18 protein-coding genes and 1 riboswitch are annotated in these 16,052 nt (G+C 40.8%); of the genes, 14 read left to right on the top strand and 4 right to left on the bottom strand.

Annotation, left to right across the window (positions count from 1 at the left end; all coding sequences use genetic code 11):
- Positions 1 to 35 precede the first annotated feature (35 nt).
- On the bottom strand, positions 36 to 434 hold the full coding sequence (locus tag IEV27_RS09855; RefSeq protein ID WP_188377288.1) for a hypothetical protein: 399 nt from the start codon (positions 432 to 434) through the stop codon (positions 36 to 38).
- 165 nt (positions 435 to 599) lie between these two features.
- On the opposite strand from IEV27_RS09855, the gene IEV27_RS09860 reads away from it, so the two are divergent.
- The 11 genes from IEV27_RS09860 (at position 600) to IEV27_RS09910 (ending at position 10,314) form a co-directional block, all read left to right on the top strand.
- Positions 600 to 1,700 carry a M24 family metallopeptidase gene (locus IEV27_RS09860; protein ID WP_188377289.1) on the top strand — a complete coding sequence of 367 codons (1,101 nt, stop codon included), beginning with the start codon at positions 600 to 602 and terminating at the stop codon, positions 1,698 to 1,700.
- Positions 1,701 to 1,890: 190 nt separating this feature from the next.
- The gene (locus tag IEV27_RS09865; protein WP_188377290.1) at positions 1,891 to 2,241 is read left to right on the top strand and encodes a lmo0954 family membrane protein; all 351 of its coding nucleotides are present in this window, start codon (positions 1,891 to 1,893) and stop codon (positions 2,239 to 2,241) included.
- A gap of 15 nt (positions 2,242 to 2,256) precedes the next feature.
- Positions 2,257 to 2,901 (top strand): PspA/IM30 family protein, encoded by a 645-nt coding sequence (locus IEV27_RS09870; RefSeq protein ID WP_188377291.1) that lies wholly within the window; start codon positions 2,257 to 2,259, stop codon positions 2,899 to 2,901.
- An 80-nt stretch (positions 2,902 to 2,981) separates the two neighbouring features.
- Positions 2,982 to 3,698 (top strand): cell wall-active antibiotics response protein LiaF, encoded by a 717-nt coding sequence (liaF, locus tag IEV27_RS09875; RefSeq protein WP_188377292.1) that lies wholly within the window; start codon positions 2,982 to 2,984, stop codon positions 3,696 to 3,698.
- Positions 3,695 to 4,738, top strand: a complete 1,044-nt coding sequence (locus IEV27_RS09880) for a sensor histidine kinase (protein WP_188377293.1) — start codon at positions 3,695 to 3,697, stop codon at positions 4,736 to 4,738. Before liaF ends, IEV27_RS09880 begins: the two co-directional genes overlap by 4 nt.
- On the top strand, positions 4,735 to 5,367 hold the full coding sequence (locus IEV27_RS09885) for a response regulator (RefSeq protein ID WP_188377294.1): 633 nt from the start codon (positions 4,735 to 4,737) through the stop codon (positions 5,365 to 5,367). The genes IEV27_RS09880 and IEV27_RS09885 overlap by 4 nt, the downstream gene beginning before the upstream one ends.
- A gap of 231 nt (positions 5,368 to 5,598) precedes the next feature.
- Positions 5,599 to 6,300 carry a ribose 5-phosphate isomerase A gene (gene rpiA / locus IEV27_RS09890; RefSeq protein WP_188377295.1) on the top strand — a complete coding sequence of 234 codons (702 nt, stop codon included), beginning with the start codon at positions 5,599 to 5,601 and terminating at the stop codon, positions 6,298 to 6,300.
- Positions 6,301 to 6,384: 84 nt separating this feature from the next.
- A complete protein-coding gene (locus IEV27_RS09895; RefSeq protein WP_188377296.1) occupies positions 6,385 to 7,911 on the top strand; it encodes an RQC-minor-2 family DNA-binding protein in 1,527 nt (508 codons plus the stop codon).
- An 87-nt stretch (positions 7,912 to 7,998) separates the two neighbouring features.
- Entirely contained in the window at positions 7,999 to 8,643 is a 645-nt protein-coding gene (locus IEV27_RS09900; protein WP_188377297.1) for a DUF4166 domain-containing protein, read from the top strand.
- A gap of 14 nt (positions 8,644 to 8,657) precedes the next feature.
- Positions 8,658 to 9,494: a tryptophan 2,3-dioxygenase gene (kynA, locus tag IEV27_RS09905; protein WP_188377298.1), complete on the top strand. Its 837-nt coding sequence runs from the start codon at positions 8,658 to 8,660 to the stop codon at positions 9,492 to 9,494.
- A gap of 100 nt (positions 9,495 to 9,594) precedes the next feature.
- Entirely contained in the window at positions 9,595 to 10,314 is a 720-nt protein-coding gene (locus tag IEV27_RS09910) for a hypothetical protein (protein WP_188377299.1), read from the top strand.
- Positions 10,315 to 10,401: 87 nt separating this feature from the next.
- On the opposite strand, the gene IEV27_RS09915 is transcribed toward IEV27_RS09910, so the two are convergent.
- Both IEV27_RS09915 and metX read right to left on the bottom strand, forming a co-directional pair.
- Positions 10,402 to 11,373: a homoserine dehydrogenase gene (locus IEV27_RS09915; protein ID WP_229735085.1), complete on the bottom strand. Its 972-nt coding sequence runs from the start codon at positions 11,371 to 11,373 to the stop codon at positions 10,402 to 10,404.
- Positions 11,363 to 12,436, bottom strand: coding sequence for a homoserine O-acetyltransferase MetX (metX, locus tag IEV27_RS09920; RefSeq protein ID WP_188377300.1), 1,074 nt, complete (start codon positions 12,434 to 12,436; stop codon positions 11,363 to 11,365). The genes IEV27_RS09915 and metX overlap by 11 nt, the downstream gene beginning before the upstream one ends.
- 83 nt (positions 12,437 to 12,519) lie before the next feature.
- A riboswitch (SAM riboswitch) is annotated at positions 12,520 to 12,630 on the bottom strand.
- Between the two features lie 156 nt (positions 12,631 to 12,786).
- Between metX and IEV27_RS09925 the strand changes: the two genes are divergently transcribed.
- From IEV27_RS09925 to IEV27_RS09935, 3 genes are all read left to right on the top strand, one after another.
- Entirely contained in the window at positions 12,787 to 12,984 is a 198-nt protein-coding gene (locus IEV27_RS09925) for a DUF2188 domain-containing protein (RefSeq protein ID WP_188377301.1), read from the top strand.
- Between the two features lie 93 nt (positions 12,985 to 13,077).
- Positions 13,078 to 14,292, top strand: a complete 1,215-nt coding sequence (locus IEV27_RS09930) for an NAD(P)/FAD-dependent oxidoreductase (RefSeq protein ID WP_188377302.1) — start codon at positions 13,078 to 13,080, stop codon at positions 14,290 to 14,292.
- 18 nt (positions 14,293 to 14,310) lie between these two features.
- On the top strand, positions 14,311 to 14,760 hold the full coding sequence (locus tag IEV27_RS09935) for a hypothetical protein (RefSeq protein ID WP_188377303.1): 450 nt from the start codon (positions 14,311 to 14,313) through the stop codon (positions 14,758 to 14,760).
- 389 nt (positions 14,761 to 15,149) lie between these two features.
- On the opposite strand, the gene IEV27_RS09940 is transcribed toward IEV27_RS09935, so the two are convergent.
- Positions 15,150 to 15,995 (bottom strand): TetR/AcrR family transcriptional regulator, encoded by an 846-nt coding sequence (locus tag IEV27_RS09940; protein ID WP_188377304.1) that lies wholly within the window; start codon positions 15,993 to 15,995, stop codon positions 15,150 to 15,152.
- Positions 15,996 to 16,052 lie beyond the last annotated feature (57 nt).

A 16,052-nucleotide genomic window follows, 5' to 3' on the forward strand; every position in this document is an offset into this window, starting at 1 on the left:
AGGAGCCAGGACATTTGCAAAGTCCTGGCTCTTTTTTACGCTTCTGAAATATGTTTCCCTTGGACAAAGACAAGAATTGCGAAACTGATAAAAGCAAAAAGTAAAATGGTGCCCCCCACAATAAAAAAGAGCGTGTTAAAGACCCCTAGTCCCCCAAAAGGCTGTGTATAATAAAGCCACATTCCAACAGTCAGCCCGAATACTCCGATAAAGGAGCTCCATACATGGAAGCTGGCAAGCTTTGACGTTTTTGGAATTGAGAACATTTTATAAAAAATAGCGAAAGCAAATAAGGATAGCCACCCAACGACTAGAATGTGAGCATGAATAGCACTTAGTTGATAGCCGCCTCCTCCTGCCATATGAGAACCCATAAACGCTCCAATTAATGCATAAATCGCGGACACTCTTACAAAAAATCGCGTACGATCCAATGGAATAACCTCCATAACTATAGATTCTCCCGCTATTATACAGAAAGTCATTTCGAAAAGAAATCTACCTGACAAAATGTCGGAAAAGGTTCATAATTCCTGTTGGTTTGGAAAGAGTTATCTTTTCCTATATGATTAAGTGTAGAAGAAAGGGGCGATAGACACATGCAACAAAGATTGAACGATTTTTCTACATATTTACGACAACACTCGATTGATGCGGCGTTTATAAATTCACCAGAGAATGTTTTTTATTTAACAGGATTTTTAACTGATCCTCATGAGCGGTTACTAGGGTTACTCGTGTTCCCTGACGCCGATCCTATCGTTGTTTTGCCAGGAATGGAAGCCGGGCAAATTCGAGAAGCGGGATGGTCTTTTGAAGTTATTGGGTATGCCGATCACGAGGACCCTTGGGCGTTGGTGAAAAAAAGCTTAAACGAGAAAGGTATTCCACCTGTTCAAAAAGTGGGAATAGAAAAGCAAGTTTTAACCTTTGGCCGAAGTGAATCACTGCTTCAGATATGTGATCAGCCACAAGTAATCGATGTGGAGGATCAGTTAAACGAGATGCGTGTCGTGAAAGATGAGCACGAAGTCAGCATTATGCGAGAGGCAGCTGAACTGGCAGACTTCGGTGTGCAAGTTGGGGTTGAAGCATTAGAAGAAGGTATCATGGAAATGGAAGTGTTAGCCCAAATTGAGTATGAGTTAAAGAAAAAAGGTGTCGCTGAGATGTCTTTTTCGACAATGGTGCTTTTCGGAGAAAAATCGGGACAGCCTCACGGAAATCCAGAGGACCGAAAGCTAAAGCCAGGAGATTTTGTGCTGTTCGACCTCGGAGTCGTTTGGAAAGGGTATACATCAGATATTACACGGACCTTCGCTTTTCAATCGATATCGGAAGAACAGCGTCAAATGTATGAAAAGGTAAGGGAAGCCCTGGAGTCATCCTTAGCGTTAAGTAAACCAGGCACCCGTATAGGAGATCTCGATCAAGCTGCTAGAGATGTAATTGATAAAGCAGGATACGGCAAGCTCTTTCCTCATCGCATTGGTCACGGGCTCGGGATTAATGTTCATGAATTCCCATCCATGAGTCACTTAAATAATGGCGTCCTAAAAGAAGGCATGACTTATACAATAGAACCGGGAATTTACGACCCAAGCATAGGCGGGGTGCGCTTAGAAGAAGATGTGCTCATCACCAAAGACGGCTATGAAACACTAACAAAAACACCCACTGAATTGAGAATTATTAAATAATCCAAAGCCTGAAATCAGATCAGCTGATTTCAGGCTTTTTTCGTTCGTTCACCTTTTTTTCTTTTTTCTCTCGGTACCAGGTACAAATACGTCTCAAGTCCTATAAGAAAATATATCTCCGGCTCATTATGGTTTCTTGGGTTTGACGGTAAGATGAATGTAAGTTCTAAAGAAGGAGGGAGTTTTGGTAATGAAGAAGTTTTTACTTTTCCTTGCCGCGTTAGTAGCTCTAGCTGTTTTGCTTGCTAACCTTGGACCAATGATTCTTTTAGGGGTAAGTGTTTGGCTGCTTTATATCGTCTTTAAGCAATTTATGAAGAGCGATTCAACAGCCGGTAAAATTGGCTGGGTTATTCTAGGGCTGATCATTTTAAGTATAGCGGTATCTAATATCTATGCTGTCATTGGATTAGCGGCAGCTTATGCGATTTACCTTATCGTTAAAAATTGGACAGGCCGCGATAAGGAGCCGGCGGTGACACAGTCGAATGATCCATTTACAAACTTTGAAAAACAGTGGTCTGAATTAAACAATTCTTAAAAGGAGAGATCAAGGATGGCTAATTTATTTACACGATTGAAGGATACGATTTCAGCAGATTTTCATGAGGCTCTAGATCAAAAGGAGAAAAAGAATCCGATTGCGATGTTAAATCAGTATCTTCGTGAAAGTGAAAAGGAAACGGAAAAGGTTCGTAAGCTCGTGGAGCGTCAGTACCGATTAAGAGATGAATTTGCTCGGGAGTCCCACAGGGCTCAGGATATGAGCGAAAAGCGTAAGCGTCAAGCTGAAGTGGCTCAAAAAGCTGGAGAAGAAACGATGTATGAATTCGCAGTGAAAGAGCAGCATGAGTATGAAGCGCGTGCCGAACGTTTGAAGGCTTCTCGCTTAGAAGCGATCGAACAATTGGAAGTTCTTGAACAAAAGTATGAAGAAATGAAACACAAGCTAAAAGACATGCATCTAAAGCGTATGGAGCTGATGGGAAGAGAGAATATTGCTCGTGCCCATCATCGAATGAATCAGGTTATTGAAGATACGGCGGACAAGCCCTATTCAAAATTTGCAGAAATGGATCGTTATATCGAAGATTTAGAATATAAAGTCAATAGTTCATACTATCGAAATACGTTTGACAGCAAGGTGGCGCAGCTTGAGAAGGATATGAAGGAAAGAGAGAATATTCCGGCTCAATCGTAATCATGATATGATAGAAGGCGCAGTGTGCTGCGCCTTTTTACATAGAAGAAAGACAAGGCGACGTGAAAGGGGGAATCGCTATGTTAAGGCGAATGTCTACAGATACAGTAAATATTATATTGCTTATCGGAGCGATTCTTCTCGTTTTAGAAGTCGCATTCTTCAATGGTGGATTAATTGTTTCCGTTGTGTTTTCAGGGTTACTCATTTATTTTGGCTGGAAAAGTTATAGCAAGCTTTGGGCCAAGGTTATTTTCTGGATTGGAGCGATAAGCTTATTTGCCACCATTATAAATATGATGGCCGTACGCTTTCTTATCATCGCCGTTCTTGCCTTAGTGATAAGGCACTATTATCGCTCGAAAAATGAACCTGAGCTGATAGAACCTGTCATTTATGAAGAAATGGAGAGTGGGGGAGGAGAGCCGGTCCTTCGCCAGAAGTTCTTTGGAGATGATTCAACACCTGACCACGCGTATAAGTGGCAGGATATTAATATTCATGGAGGGTTTGGAGAGCGGATCGTTGATTTAAGTAATACGGTTTTACCTAATGATGAAGCCGTGATCTCCATTAGACATTTCGTCGGCAACCTTTATATCTATGTTCCTTATGAAGTGGAAGTATCGATTCAGCATAGTGCAATCTTTGGTCGATCGACCATTTTTCAATATCGAAATACAAAATTAATGAATCAAACGGTCAGTTATCAAACGTCTGATTATGTAACGCGCAAGCCTCGTGTAAAAATTGTGACCTCTGTAGGATCTGGTGATATTGAGGTGAAGCGCATATGAGTACGTGGAAAAGGCAGCTGATCATCAGTATTATTACGTGCGTCCTTTTAGCTTGTATTATTTTAAGCCTGACTTTAGTGGCTTTTCCCCTGCAGAACTGGGGAGAGTTATGGACGACAAAAGTGCTGGATCTTCCCTATGTAGTATTTATTATGCTTTTGTCTGTCTCGACTGGTGCGTTTATTGGAGGAGGGCAGGCCTGGTTGACGCGTCGAAAGCTCCATTATATTGAACACCAGCTCGAAGAAATAGTGAAGGGTCAGTCACTTGTATATGAAAATGAAGAGAACAAAGAATTGTCCAGCATAGAAGAGAGAATGAAAAAAATTGAAGAGAAATTCTCCTCACAAGCAGAAATGGCTCAACGGCTTGCTTCTGAACGTGCCCAAGAGCGAGAGAAGAGTCTTCAAGAAGTAGTGATCCAAGAAAGGAACCGATTAGCAAGGGAGCTTCATGACTCAGTCAGTCAGCAGTTATTTGCAGCTTCCATGCTCATGTCTGCCATTAATGAAAATCGTAAGCTTGAAGAGGAAGCTGAGCTGAAGCATCAATTATCGATGGTTGAAAATATGATTCATCAATCTCAGCTTGAGATGAGAGCTTTACTGCTGCACTTGCGTCCTGTAGCTCTAAAAGGAAAAACTTTATCAGAAGGGTCAGAGGAGCTTTTAGCTGAGCTAACGCAAAAAGTGCCTATGGAGGTTGATTGGACGGTAGAACCATTATCCCTGGATAAAGGAATCGAGGACCAGCTGTTTCGAATTTTGCAAGAAGCGGTTTCCAATACGTTGAGACACGCTAAAGCAGACTCCCTTCATGTGATGTTAATTGAGCGTGATCACCATATTATTTTAAGAGTAGTGGATGATGGTATTGGGTTTAATGTAGAAGAGTCAAAAACGAGCTCTTATGGATTGCAAAATATGAGGGAAAGAACGATCGAGGTTGGAGGAGTTTTCAAAGTAATAAGCTTAGAGGGACAAGGAACAAGACTAGAAGTGAAAGTACCTATTTTATCTAAGGGAGGGAAAACGTCTTGATTACAGTACTTTTTGCGGATGATCATGAAATGGTGCGAATTGGTGTGTCAGCTTATCTTTCTTCACAAAAAGACATTGATGTCATCGCGGAAGCTAATGATGGCACGGATGCCGTGGAGTTAGCGTTAAAGCATCGTCCGGATATTATTTTAATGGATCTTGTCATGAAGGAAATGGATGGAATTGAAGCGACGAAGAAAATTATTGACCAATGGTCTGATGCTAAAATTATTATTGTTACCAGCTTTCTTGATGACGAAAAAGTGTATCCAGCTTTAGAAGCGGGAGCAACCAGCTATATGTTAAAAACCTCAAAAGCTGAAGAAATTGCTAAAGCGATACGTGAAACGTATGCTGGGCAATCTATTCTTGAACCCGAAGTGACTGGGAAGATTATGAATAAAATGCGGACCCCACAGAGGACTCCATTGCATGAGCAGTTGACCGCTCGTGAAAAAGAAATCTTAATGCTTATGTCAGAAGGGAAAACGAACCAAGAAATTTCTGAAGAATTATTTATCGCTTTAAAAACGGTGAAAGTGCATGTCAGCAATATTTTAGGAAAATTAGATGTTCATGATCGAACACAAGCCGTGATTTATGCGTTTAAACATAACTTGATCCAATAGCCTCCACGTTAAAGGTGGAGGCTATTTTTCTAACATTACAAACAACAGCCCTAGAAATAACACAAGGTAGAAAATCATTAACTTCATATAAAGTTTTCGCATGTATTCACCTTCTCTATAGGTGCTTTTGGGACCTCGACTTACTGCATTTTATGTATGAGAAGATTGTTCGATGAATAGAGCGCTTGTTTTCTTCCATTTGGGGAATAACAAAAAGAAGGGGTGATGGCTATGAAATGGGAAAATCCTTTGTATAATACGCTGAGCTGGTCTGGAGAGATCGATAATCGGCAAGAGAAGGAAAAGGCAGCAAAAACCGTAAGCAAAAAAGTTTCAAACGGGGATATTATTGGCGTGGGTTCAGGTTCAACGTCTCTATTAGCGCTTGAAGCTATTGGCCGGAGAGTAAGGGAAGAAGCCATGGAAGTGAAGGCTATCCCAACATCTAAAGAGGCTGCTTTAAATTGCGCTTATTTTGGAGTTCCGACTACAACATTAACAGATGAAAGGCCCAGCTGGGGGTTTGATGGTGCAGATGAAGTCGATGGGGAGAGGAACTTAATAAAAGGACGAGGCGGGGCACTTCTTGCTGAAAAGTTAGTGATGGCAAGTTCTCCGCTTACTTACATTCTAGTGGATAGCCGAAAGTTCGTAAAAAAGCTGGGAGAAAAAAGTTCCGTTCCCATCGAAGTGGATCCACGAGCCATTCATTTGGTTGAGACAGAGCTGATAAAATCCTTCCACGTAGAGTCCGTTCAATTAAGAATGGCCGTATCTAAAGACGGACCTGTCATCACAGAATCAGGAAATGTCATATTCGACGTTAAATTTCAAAATTTAAATCATAAAATGGAGTATGAAGTCAAAGCCATACCCGGAGTTGTTGAAACAGGGTTGTTTCTTGGGTATTCAGTGGAAATTTTAACTTCGTAAGCCCATTTCTTCAATAATCATTGGTATGTTTTCATTCTTTTTCTATAATAGTAGTATATCCTTCCATCACAAAGGGGAATCACTATGGGACTTCCAGCTAGTCTAACGTACCACGATGAACGTTACCCGTACATTATTCTTACTCCAATAGGGAAGAAAAACAAACAGATTCGTTCGATTGGCCACAAATTCGAAAGAGGCATTCTTTCACGCGTAAATGAAGCGATCTCTGATTATGTTGTAGAGCAAAAAATAAATGTGAGGATGATTCAATCTTTTTTAAACATAGAAGGAGAAGCTATACTGCCTGTTTCTTTTTCAAAAGATGATACACTGCATCCCCATTTGCTTAAGCCTGAATTCTTTTTATGGAAAGATTATTCTGCTGAGCACGGCTTACCGTTAAAGGCAGAGTATAGATATGAAACGGATATTACAAGGCTGTCGTCTGAACAATTGGATCGGCATATACGCCAAGTCATTGATGATTATATATTTGTGGCAGCGATCAGTTTACAATCAAGGGATGAATGGCTAGAGCGAATTACGAAAAGTTTCCATCAACACCCGATTGTAGATTTGATGCATGAAAAGAAACATACGATTTCTTCAATCGAGACGATGAATCAATCTGCTTTGCTTTCTTTATTGAAATATCCAGAAGATGTATCCTTTTGGCGAAATCGTGTTGATATTGTGATGCGACCCTTTAGAACGCTTCCGCAATTGTGGGTCAAAGACAGGAACAGCAGCTGTCCCCATAAAAAGGAACTACAGTTCATCTCCAATCAATCCATGATTCAATGTGCATGTGAAACGTGTGATCGTCGATTTTATTACTTCACTGAAGGAAATGAAGTCCTTCTTGAAGAAGAATTCGATGTTCTTAAAGCTCGTAAACGTGTGAACACTGTACACGAACAATTTAATGAAGTGGCTGATCAGAATACCGATTTACTTTACCAATTACGGCAGCTTTCTTTTCTAAAGGAAAGATTTCATCCATATTTACCTAAGCTGTCTGAAGCCTTGCAGCTGGCCGAGCAAATTGAACGTTACAAGGTTGACGAACCATTGTTAGATGCTTACCCGCTGCTTGAGATGCATAAGAAGCTTTCTCGATCCACGCTGCCCATTGACTCATTTGAATCCAATCTCATTTGGCTCTCCCACATCCAGCTTGCTGATGTCACCATGGTAAAACAAGTGGAGGAGTGGCTGGAGAATATACCAGAAGATATGGACATGGCTTTAGAAAAATTGCTCCAAGAGTTAAAGGAACGTTTAAATGAAGTAGCGTATCAGGATGATGATATTATTATTACCATCAAAGGGCGGGCTTTGGATTATTACTCCGTCCAGCATGTATTGGATTTAATTTATTACTACGGTACAGACTACCCAGCTCACACGCTTGTACAAGTACTAGCCGGAAAATCAACGAACAAGCTGCGAAGGCTCCGTCTTCATGAGACGCGTTGGTTTGGACTGCTGGCGGATTGGCCTGAAAAACATATTCAACGACTGTTCAATCAGCTGGAGAAAAAAGGATGGCTGATGAAGCAGCAAAAGGGGTATTCAATTAGTCAATTTGCTGAAGAAGTCATGTGATACGAACCAATTAAAATCAGGGCTCTTAAAACAAGCCCTGAGTTACATAAGGATAGACTATGAGGAATCACCAAGGAGGACTTTATTATGAAATCAATCTTTCATCGCGCACTCGGTGATAAATTTCATGATTTACACCCGGAATTACAAAAAAAGTTTGGAATGACTAGCAGTCAAAAAGTGATGATCTTAGGGCAAGGGAGGATGACAGAAATCCGAGGCACCCCTTTATGGCTGCGACCTTTTTTAAATATTGGAGCGAAGGATCATTTAATCTTTGCTGAAAGAGGCAAGGATGTTCCTTTTACGTTAGAAAACTATTCTTACGTAGATGAACAAGGGCAAGAAGCCATCAGTTACGTACGCCGATTCTTTTTTCCATACGCGATTAGAGGTTTTGATGCAGCGATGCATTACGATGAAGAAAAGCAAGCGATTGTTGACAGTTTAGGAAAAACTGCTTCTATAACCACAGTTTTAGATGTAGATGTGTCTAAAGAAGGCGGGCTGTTGCTGCAATCCAGGGAGATGAACGTCAAAAATAAGTGGACGTTGTCAGAGCCTACTACTTCCTTTTATGAACATTACGATGAAAAGGAAGAAGCGTTTAGGGTTCACGTGCACGTCGAGCACCCTTGGTTAGGAACACTTATAATGTATGAGGGGCTTGTTTATGCAGAATTTTTACCCATCACTTTTTCTAATATTCCAGATCGAGGCATCTTATCCTAAGCGAGGTGAGTGAAATGTCAGAGCAAGAGTCAAAGGGAAATGAACATGTTCACACGGATTTTAAAGAAAGAATGACGTATGGAGAATACTTGGGCCTGGATCAATTATTATCTGCACAGAAACGCTTGTCTGATCATCATGATGAAATGCTGTTTATTATTATTCATCAAGTAAGCGAATTATGGATGAAGCTTATTCTTCATGAATTATGGGCGGCTGTCGAATCGATTCGTAAAGGAGAAATGCAAGAAGCGTTTAAGATGCTGTCAAGGGTCTCCAACATCCAAACTCAAATCATCCATGGGTGGGATGTGCTGTCTACATTAACACCTGCTGAATATATACAATTTAGGGATAAGCTGGGGCAGGCTTCCGGGTTCCAGTCTTATCAATATCGAATGGTAGAGTTTGCATTAGGATATAAAACGCCTCATGTGTTAAAAATTTATGAAAAGGATCCTGAGCTGCATCATCAGTTGAAGGAAGCCTACGAATCACCTAGTATTTATGACGCAGCCATTGAGAAGTTAATGGAAGCTGGCTTTTCTATTAATCCACAGCTGTTGGAGCGGGATTATACAAAGGTATATGAAGCAGATCCTTCGGTCGAAGCAGCATGGGCTAAAGTCTATAAAAACGTAGACGATTATTGGGATTTGTATCAATTGGCAGAGAAGCTCGTAGATATTGAAGATTGGCTCCAACAATGGAGATTTCGTCACATGAAAACGGTCGAGCGGATTATAGGTCACAAGGTTGGAACGGGTGGCTCATCAGGAGTTGGCTATTTGAAAAAAGTTTTGGATCACCGTTTTTTCCCAGAATTATGGGAGGTAAGAACGAAAATATAAAAAAATTCGATTCTTTATAACAAATGTATTAATCGATTGTTACATTTGTGTTACACTATGTGATGAATGTGAATAGATAGAGAATGATGAGGGAATAGAAATGAATTCATTTAATATATATTTATCAATCCTTAGTGTAGTATTGCTGACGGCTTGTTCATTTATGATTGCAGATGCTAATGACGCACAAGATTCCAGTTCAAATAAACAGGAGCCTTACTCGGTTACAAGTAAAAAAGAGATGAAAGATATTGAGGAATATCAATATTCTATTGAATTTCCTCAAACGCCAAATGATCAAATTGATCAATCCATTATCGATTATGTGAATCAATTAAAAGATACGTTTAAAAAAGAAAGTTATGAAGCCAAAGTGAATCGAAATAACCACCAAAAGCATAGTTTAGCTGTGGGCTATGACGTGCTGTTTGAGGACGAGCAAGTTTTTGTTGTGAAGTTTACAGAAGTAATGGAGATGGGTGAGAATGTTTCTCGGGAATCGCAAACGGTATTGAATTTTGATAAATCAAACGGTAAGCGATTAGATCTCAATCACATCTTCACTGAAGACGCTCAGTATTTAGAAACATTAACAAAGCTGGCTAATGAAAAAGTAAAAGGAAGTTTTGAAGAATCTACAGCTGAAGATAATTTTCGGAATCTTGCTCTAAAAGGGAATCGAATAGAAGTACACTTAACGCCTCAAGAACAAGAAAAGGTAGGAGCGGAGTCGGATCGCATTTTCATTTCTAAAACAGACTTAGAAGATATGATGAGACCACGTTATGCCGAAATTCGTAGTTCGTGGGTCGACGAATAATTATAATAAAAGCCTAAGCGTTTCTTGCGTTTTCCTGTATCAGGATTACAATAAGAGAAGCTTAGGCTTTTTTGTGTGTCTTGAAAGTTATATGAATTGTTTTATAGGAGCTGTCTGCCAAATTTGAACAAAGTCTTCAATCATGGCACTTGCGGTTGGTAATTGACCAGCGCCAGGCCCCCTTAAGGTTATGGACCCAACTAAGTCTCCCGTTACGTTAATGGCATTGTCTACTTCTTCTATTCCGAATAATCCATGTGTAGGTGGAAGGGAAAGGGGCTTGACTGTCCCTTTTAATTCTCCATCCACGAGCTCTAGAGTAGCGACATGGCGAATTTTCTCTCCTTTATCTTTCGCGGACTTCAAATCGCTTTCGGTAAGATTTGATATTCCTGTTAATGGAACCTCTGACCATTCTGGCTGCTTTTCGTAAAGCAATTGGCTTAAAATCATTAGTTTATAAAAAGCGTCATGTCCCTCTATATCGTTCGTAGGATCTGCTTCCGCATAGCCTTTTGTTTGAGCTTCCTGAAGCGCTTCAGAGAACGATTTATTTTGTTCTTGCATGGCTGTCAAAATATAATTGCTCGTGCCGTTTAATATCCCCTGTACTTTTGTTATATTATTCGTTTGCAGTAGGGTAGTGAGTGTACCAATAATAGGGATACCTGCAGCTGTAGTAGCTTCGTAACCAACACCGGTCCCTTGCCCTGCACGTTTTATTAGCTCGTGACCGTAGGCCGCAAACATTACCTTGTTGGCGGTAACGACATGTATGTGTTGATCAATGGCCTGTTTTAAATAGGAATAACTTGGTTCTACTCCGACGGTAGCTTCAAAGATGACGTCTGGGTTATGATTTAAAACGTCGTCAAAACGGTCGGTGACATAAACATCCTCAGGTAAGAACCTTTCTTTATGAATATTGTGGACGAGTACACTTGTTACTTCTACTTCGTCACCAAGCAGCTTATGAAGCTGGCTGCTCTTTGTCTGTAAAATTTGATAAATCCCTTGCCCCACGGTGCCGAAGCCTAGGATTGCTGCTTTAATTGTCATGATGATTCACTGCTCCTTCGTTAAGTTTATGGTAAAGCCACGATCCCCACTGATTGAATTCGACTAAAAATCCATCGTGCCCATAATCGGTCTGGACGTGCAGATGCTCACTGTTTGCGGCTAACTGACTAAACGGTTTAATGAGCTCTTTTGGATAGAGTAAGTCATGCTCGAAGCTCACTGTGAAAAGCGGAACTTGGTATTGTGTGGCAGCTTCTTGCAGGGTGCCGCGACTTCGACGGATATCGTGATGGTTCATCGCTTCTAGTAAATAAAGATAGCTATTGGCATCAAATCGCTCTTTAATTTTCTCCCCTTGATAATCCATATAAGATTGAATATCATACAATGATTCACTTTGATGTCGGTCAAATCTCTTCTGAAATAGCGTCCCGCTTCGATAGGTGACCATGCCAGCCATCCGAGCAATTTCGAAACCATGAAGCTGCTCATTTTTATCATAGTTTCCATTTGAAAAAGCAGGGTCATCCTGAATCGCCCTGGCCCCAATATGATTAAACGCGATGCCATAATCACTTAAGTAAGGTGTGGCGGCAAGAGCGTAAAGCTGCTTCATGAATGTAGGATAGAGAAGTCCCCATTCAAGAGTTTGCATGCCTCCTAAAGACCCTCCGACTACGGCATGAACTTCATGAATATCTAGTAATTTTAAAGCTTCATATTGGGAGTGCACGATGTCTCGAATCGTTATTTTAGGGAAATTCAGACGGTACGGTTCTTTCGTTTCCGGATTAATGCTGGCTGGGCCTGTGGAACCGTGGCAACCCCCTAGAACATTGAACGTAACGACTTGAAACGCTGTCGTATCAATGGCACAACCATCCCCAACAAGACCATTCCACCAACCTGGGTTCTCTGAAGAACCTACGGCATGCTGGTTTCCTGTTAAGGCATGACAAATAAGAATGACTGGAGCATTCTCAGGGCCGTAGCGTTCATACGCTAACTCGACGTCTTGAAGTGTCTCACCGGACTCTAAAGTGAAGCTTCCAATCGAAACCTTCGTATGGGCCTGTTGACTGATAACGTTTTTAATGGACATGCACGTTGCCCTCCTTACTAAATTGACGGCATATAAAAAAGCCCTCTTCTGAAATAAGAAGAGGGCGGTTCGTTAGGTTCCTCCTCTTATCTGTCAGATCGGTGAGATCTGTAGGAATTAGCACCTTTTCAAGTCGTTACTTGAAGGTTGCCGGGCGTCACAGGGCCTAGTCCCTCTGCCACTCTAGATAAGAGTTATTTAATTAATCGTTGCGTTAAAAGGTATGGTACGAATTATAGAATGACACGTACGTAATGTCAAACTATTTGTGAAAATCCACTAGTACGTTTGAAAGGGAAGGACGTTGGGAAAGTACTTACCAAGACCAAGAAAAAAGGAGAGAATCAATCATGAAGGAATATAGTGTAGCACCAAATAAAGATGTAACAGGATGGATTGTAAAAATTGAGGATATCGCTCCAACGGACGAATATGATGAGCGAGATACAGCTGTAGAAAAAGCTAAAGAAATGGCTCAAGAAAATAAGCCGAGCCGTCTTTTAATTTTAGATCAGAATCACGAAGTAGAAGAAGAAATCAAATATTAGTCAAAAAAGCTCCCAAGCGGGAGTTTTTTTTATAGAAATAATGAAGTAAAAGCGTTACGCTGAAGATAACAACGATAAGGGTGTGCGCAACGTATGAATTCAAATCCAGATGTTATTATCGTCGGGGCTCGTGTAGCTGGGGCAAGCCTTGCGATCTTATTAGGAAGAATGGGGAAGAAGGTCTTATTGTTAGATAAAGCAGCTTTTCCTAGCGATACGCTTTCAACTCATCATCTCTCTCACCTTGAATATGTAAAAAAACTTGATGTATTAGAAGAGGTAGAAGCTTCAGGGTTACGAAAAATCAACCGTATGCGTACCTACATAGGAGATAGTTTTATAGAAGGGCCACGTGCTTCGTATACTCTGATTCCAAGAAGAGATCAATTTGATCACGTGTTAGTAAAGAAAGCATTATCTTATCCAACCGTCGATTTGAAGGAAGGCTACATAGTTAACGATATTTTAAAAGCTCATGATCGTGTCCAAGGTGTTAAAGCACAAGATAAAAAAGGAAACGTTCATGAATTTAAAGCCTCCCTTGTCGTAGGAGCAGACGGGAAGAATTCATTCATCGCTCAAGAGGCGGGGGCCAAAAAATATAACGAACAGTCTCCTGTCCGCCCTGTATTTTATGGATACTATCATAATGTGCAGCCTATAGTGGAACCGACGACAGAAATATTTTTAAATAAAGGAAGAATCGGATTTTTATTTCCTATGGAGCCGGGGGTGGACTGCTTAGGGTTGGAAGTACTTCCCTATGAGTTTTCTGAGATAGCGAAAAACCCTGAAAGATTCGAAGAAATTTACCGGCAGTTTTACGGAATGGAAAGTCGGTTAGCTCAAGCTTCGCTTCAAGGCAGGATCATTGGTACGACGGGTATGCCGAATTTCTATAGAGAGGCTGGAGGAAACGGATGGGCCTTAGTAGGTGACGCAGCTCATAGTAAAGATCCGAGTACTGGTTTAGGAATGAATGACGCTCTGATGCAGTCTTTCCTTTTAGCAGAAGCGATTGAGGCTTGGGATAACGGTGGCTCGTGGCGCGAGCTCATCAAACGTTTTCAAAAGCAAAGGGATGAAAATTTAGGTCCAGGCTACCGTTTAACATTAGACTATATTCAATCTCGCAGAGCGCTTACGTCACAGGAAGAATCTTTGTTTCAAGCGATGGCTGCAAACCCAATGGTGTGGAATAAAGTGGTTCCCCATTTGCCTCAGTTGCTTAAGCAGCAGTCCCAACACATGCCTGAACTGTATGGATCAGTGGAGCATGAAGCAAAGAGTTTTGGTTTTGAGTACTAAATGAAAGAGGGGAAATCTATGACTTGGACTAAAAAGACAGCGTTTGCTAAATTGCAAGACATCTATACCGATAAGGTGATGCAGGACGAGAAACGTAGAATCTTTCAGCAAGTTTATCGGCATCTTTACGAGCATTTAGATGACTTGGCTGTAAAGAAGGGAATGAAAGAGGAAGCGGAGAAGCAGCTTAAGTTGTTTAAAGAGTATACATTTATGCCAGGAGATAATCTGTTCCAATCTATGCGCTATGTATTTCTCATCGCCAGAGGAGAGAAGGAGACCGATCCTAACGAAACAGAAAGGCATCTGAATCGAATTTATCGAGCCCTTTTTCAGCCAGCCGGTTTAAAAAATCCGTATATTCCTGATTCTTTTTGGACGACAACACTAGGTGTAGCCTGTCTAGTAGCACAGGAAGGGGTAGAGTCCGTTTACCCTCTATTAGATGAAATTGTGGAAGATGAATAAAACGAGAGACCTCCTTTTTTGAAAAAGAGGTCTCTCGGCTTATAGAGAAACCTTGTTTTTCTCTACATTTTTTAGGAAGGGGAAAGTTTCTATCGTTCGTTAGAATAAATGGTTTTAAATAACGACTCCCTTTTCATGGCCCCATACGACGTGGGGGCGTTCGATGTTGGCACAGGACGTGCCGACTCCTGCGGGACGAGCAGACAGGAGAAGCCCCGCAGGTCGCAGACCGAGGAGATTTTCCGTCTTGCCCCGCGGAAAGCGGTGCTTTTTCCTGTTCCATTTCTCCATACCAATAGAAAGGAACCATCCTATAGACGCATATTAAATCCGACTAAGCTTTTTCGACAGCCTGGAGAGGCCTTCTTTTGGAAAAAGAGGTTTCTTTTTTATAGCTGGAAAAAAGTTCGGATTTGGCCTGTGATCCCTTTAAAGGATTCTTCCTCCTCTAAGTTAGAAAGCATCCCTTTTATAACTGCAGGACGAGCAGAGGGTTTCTGAATCTCTTCAAGAAGTACAGTAATTGTGACTTCAATATCGCCCGATGCTTTTTCTTTTATTTCTTCTAATGTGTGAACTATGGTGTCGAGCTGGTTGTAATAAAAATCTCCAGGAATAATTTCATTCATTAATTGATCAGTTATGACTGGTTGATCATCGTTACGGTTAAATCCTTCAACCAAATAGTCTGTTCGCTTTAAAATTGCTTTACACAGATTCTCAATATCAAATTCAACTTCTTCGATAATGATGAGATCCATGTAAGCTTTAAACATGCCTTGCATTAACAGCGTCACTTCCCATATGGTTTGATCAATCTTTTTTCCATAGATGGCAAGAAGACTTCTTTTATAGAATAAGTAAGAGTGGAAGCGCATGTGTTGAAGAAAGGATTCAATATCCTCGTTAAAAGGGATGGCTTGTTCCCGGATTTGCATAATAATAAAGTCTCGATGTTTAATGATTTCTTGATAGGTAACCGTTAACTGCTTTACAAATTTAGTGCGGGGATCTAGGTCCATCGATTCAATGGCGGCAGTTTTTTGTTCGATTTCCTTAGAATAGTGAGTAAAGATAGCAAGCAGTAATTCGTCTTTCGATTTGAAATGAAGGTAAAAAGCTCCCTTAGAGATATTGCATTCATTAGCGATCTCTTGTACAGAAGTCGTACTAAACCCTTTTTGGGCAAACAGTTTAATGGCTTGTTGTATGATATTTATTTTTTTATCTTCCATCGTGAAAGCTCCTTCATTTTTTCCATAGTAAAAGGTATCCCTTGACTTATGATTATT

The sequence above is a fragment of the Halobacillus andaensis genome (genome assembly GCF_014636475.1).
Taxonomy (GTDB): Bacteria; Bacillota; Bacilli; order Bacillales; family Halobacillaceae; genus Halobacillus_A; species Halobacillus_A andaensis.

Coding starts and splice junctions, on each gene's coding strand:
- IEV27_RS09860 (WP_188377289.1), top strand. CDS start 600: ATGCAACAAAGATTGAACGATTTTTCTACATATTTACGACAACACTCG.
- IEV27_RS09865 (WP_188377290.1), top strand. CDS start 1,891: ATGAAGAAGTTTTTACTTTTCCTTGCCGCGTTAGTAGCTCTAGCTGTT.
- IEV27_RS09870 (WP_188377291.1), top strand. CDS start 2,257: ATGGCTAATTTATTTACACGATTGAAGGATACGATTTCAGCAGATTTT.
- liaF (WP_188377292.1), top strand. CDS start 2,982: ATGTTAAGGCGAATGTCTACAGATACAGTAAATATTATATTGCTTATC.
- IEV27_RS09880 (WP_188377293.1), top strand. CDS start 3,695: ATGAGTACGTGGAAAAGGCAGCTGATCATCAGTATTATTACGTGCGTC.
- rpiA (WP_188377295.1), top strand. CDS start 5,599: ATGAAATGGGAAAATCCTTTGTATAATACGCTGAGCTGGTCTGGAGAG.
- IEV27_RS09895 (WP_188377296.1), top strand. CDS start 6,385: ATGGGACTTCCAGCTAGTCTAACGTACCACGATGAACGTTACCCGTAC.
- IEV27_RS09900 (WP_188377297.1), top strand. CDS start 7,999: ATGAAATCAATCTTTCATCGCGCACTCGGTGATAAATTTCATGATTTA.
- kynA (WP_188377298.1), top strand. CDS start 8,658: ATGTCAGAGCAAGAGTCAAAGGGAAATGAACATGTTCACACGGATTTT.
- IEV27_RS09910 (WP_188377299.1), top strand. CDS start 9,595: ATGAATTCATTTAATATATATTTATCAATCCTTAGTGTAGTATTGCTG.
- IEV27_RS09915 (WP_229735085.1), bottom strand. CDS start 11,373: ATGACAATTAAAGCAGCAATCCTAGGCTTCGGCACCGTGGGGCAAGGG.
- metX (WP_188377300.1), bottom strand. CDS start 12,436: ATGTCCATTAAAAACGTTATCAGTCAACAGGCCCATACGAAGGTTTCG.
- IEV27_RS09925 (WP_188377301.1), top strand. CDS start 12,787: ATGAAGGAATATAGTGTAGCACCAAATAAAGATGTAACAGGATGGATT.
- IEV27_RS09930 (WP_188377302.1), top strand. CDS start 13,078: ATGAATTCAAATCCAGATGTTATTATCGTCGGGGCTCGTGTAGCTGGG.
- IEV27_RS09935 (WP_188377303.1), top strand. CDS start 14,311: ATGACTTGGACTAAAAAGACAGCGTTTGCTAAATTGCAAGACATCTAT.
- IEV27_RS09940 (WP_188377304.1), bottom strand. CDS start 15,995: ATGGAAGATAAAAAAATAAATATCATACAACAAGCCATTAAACTGTTT.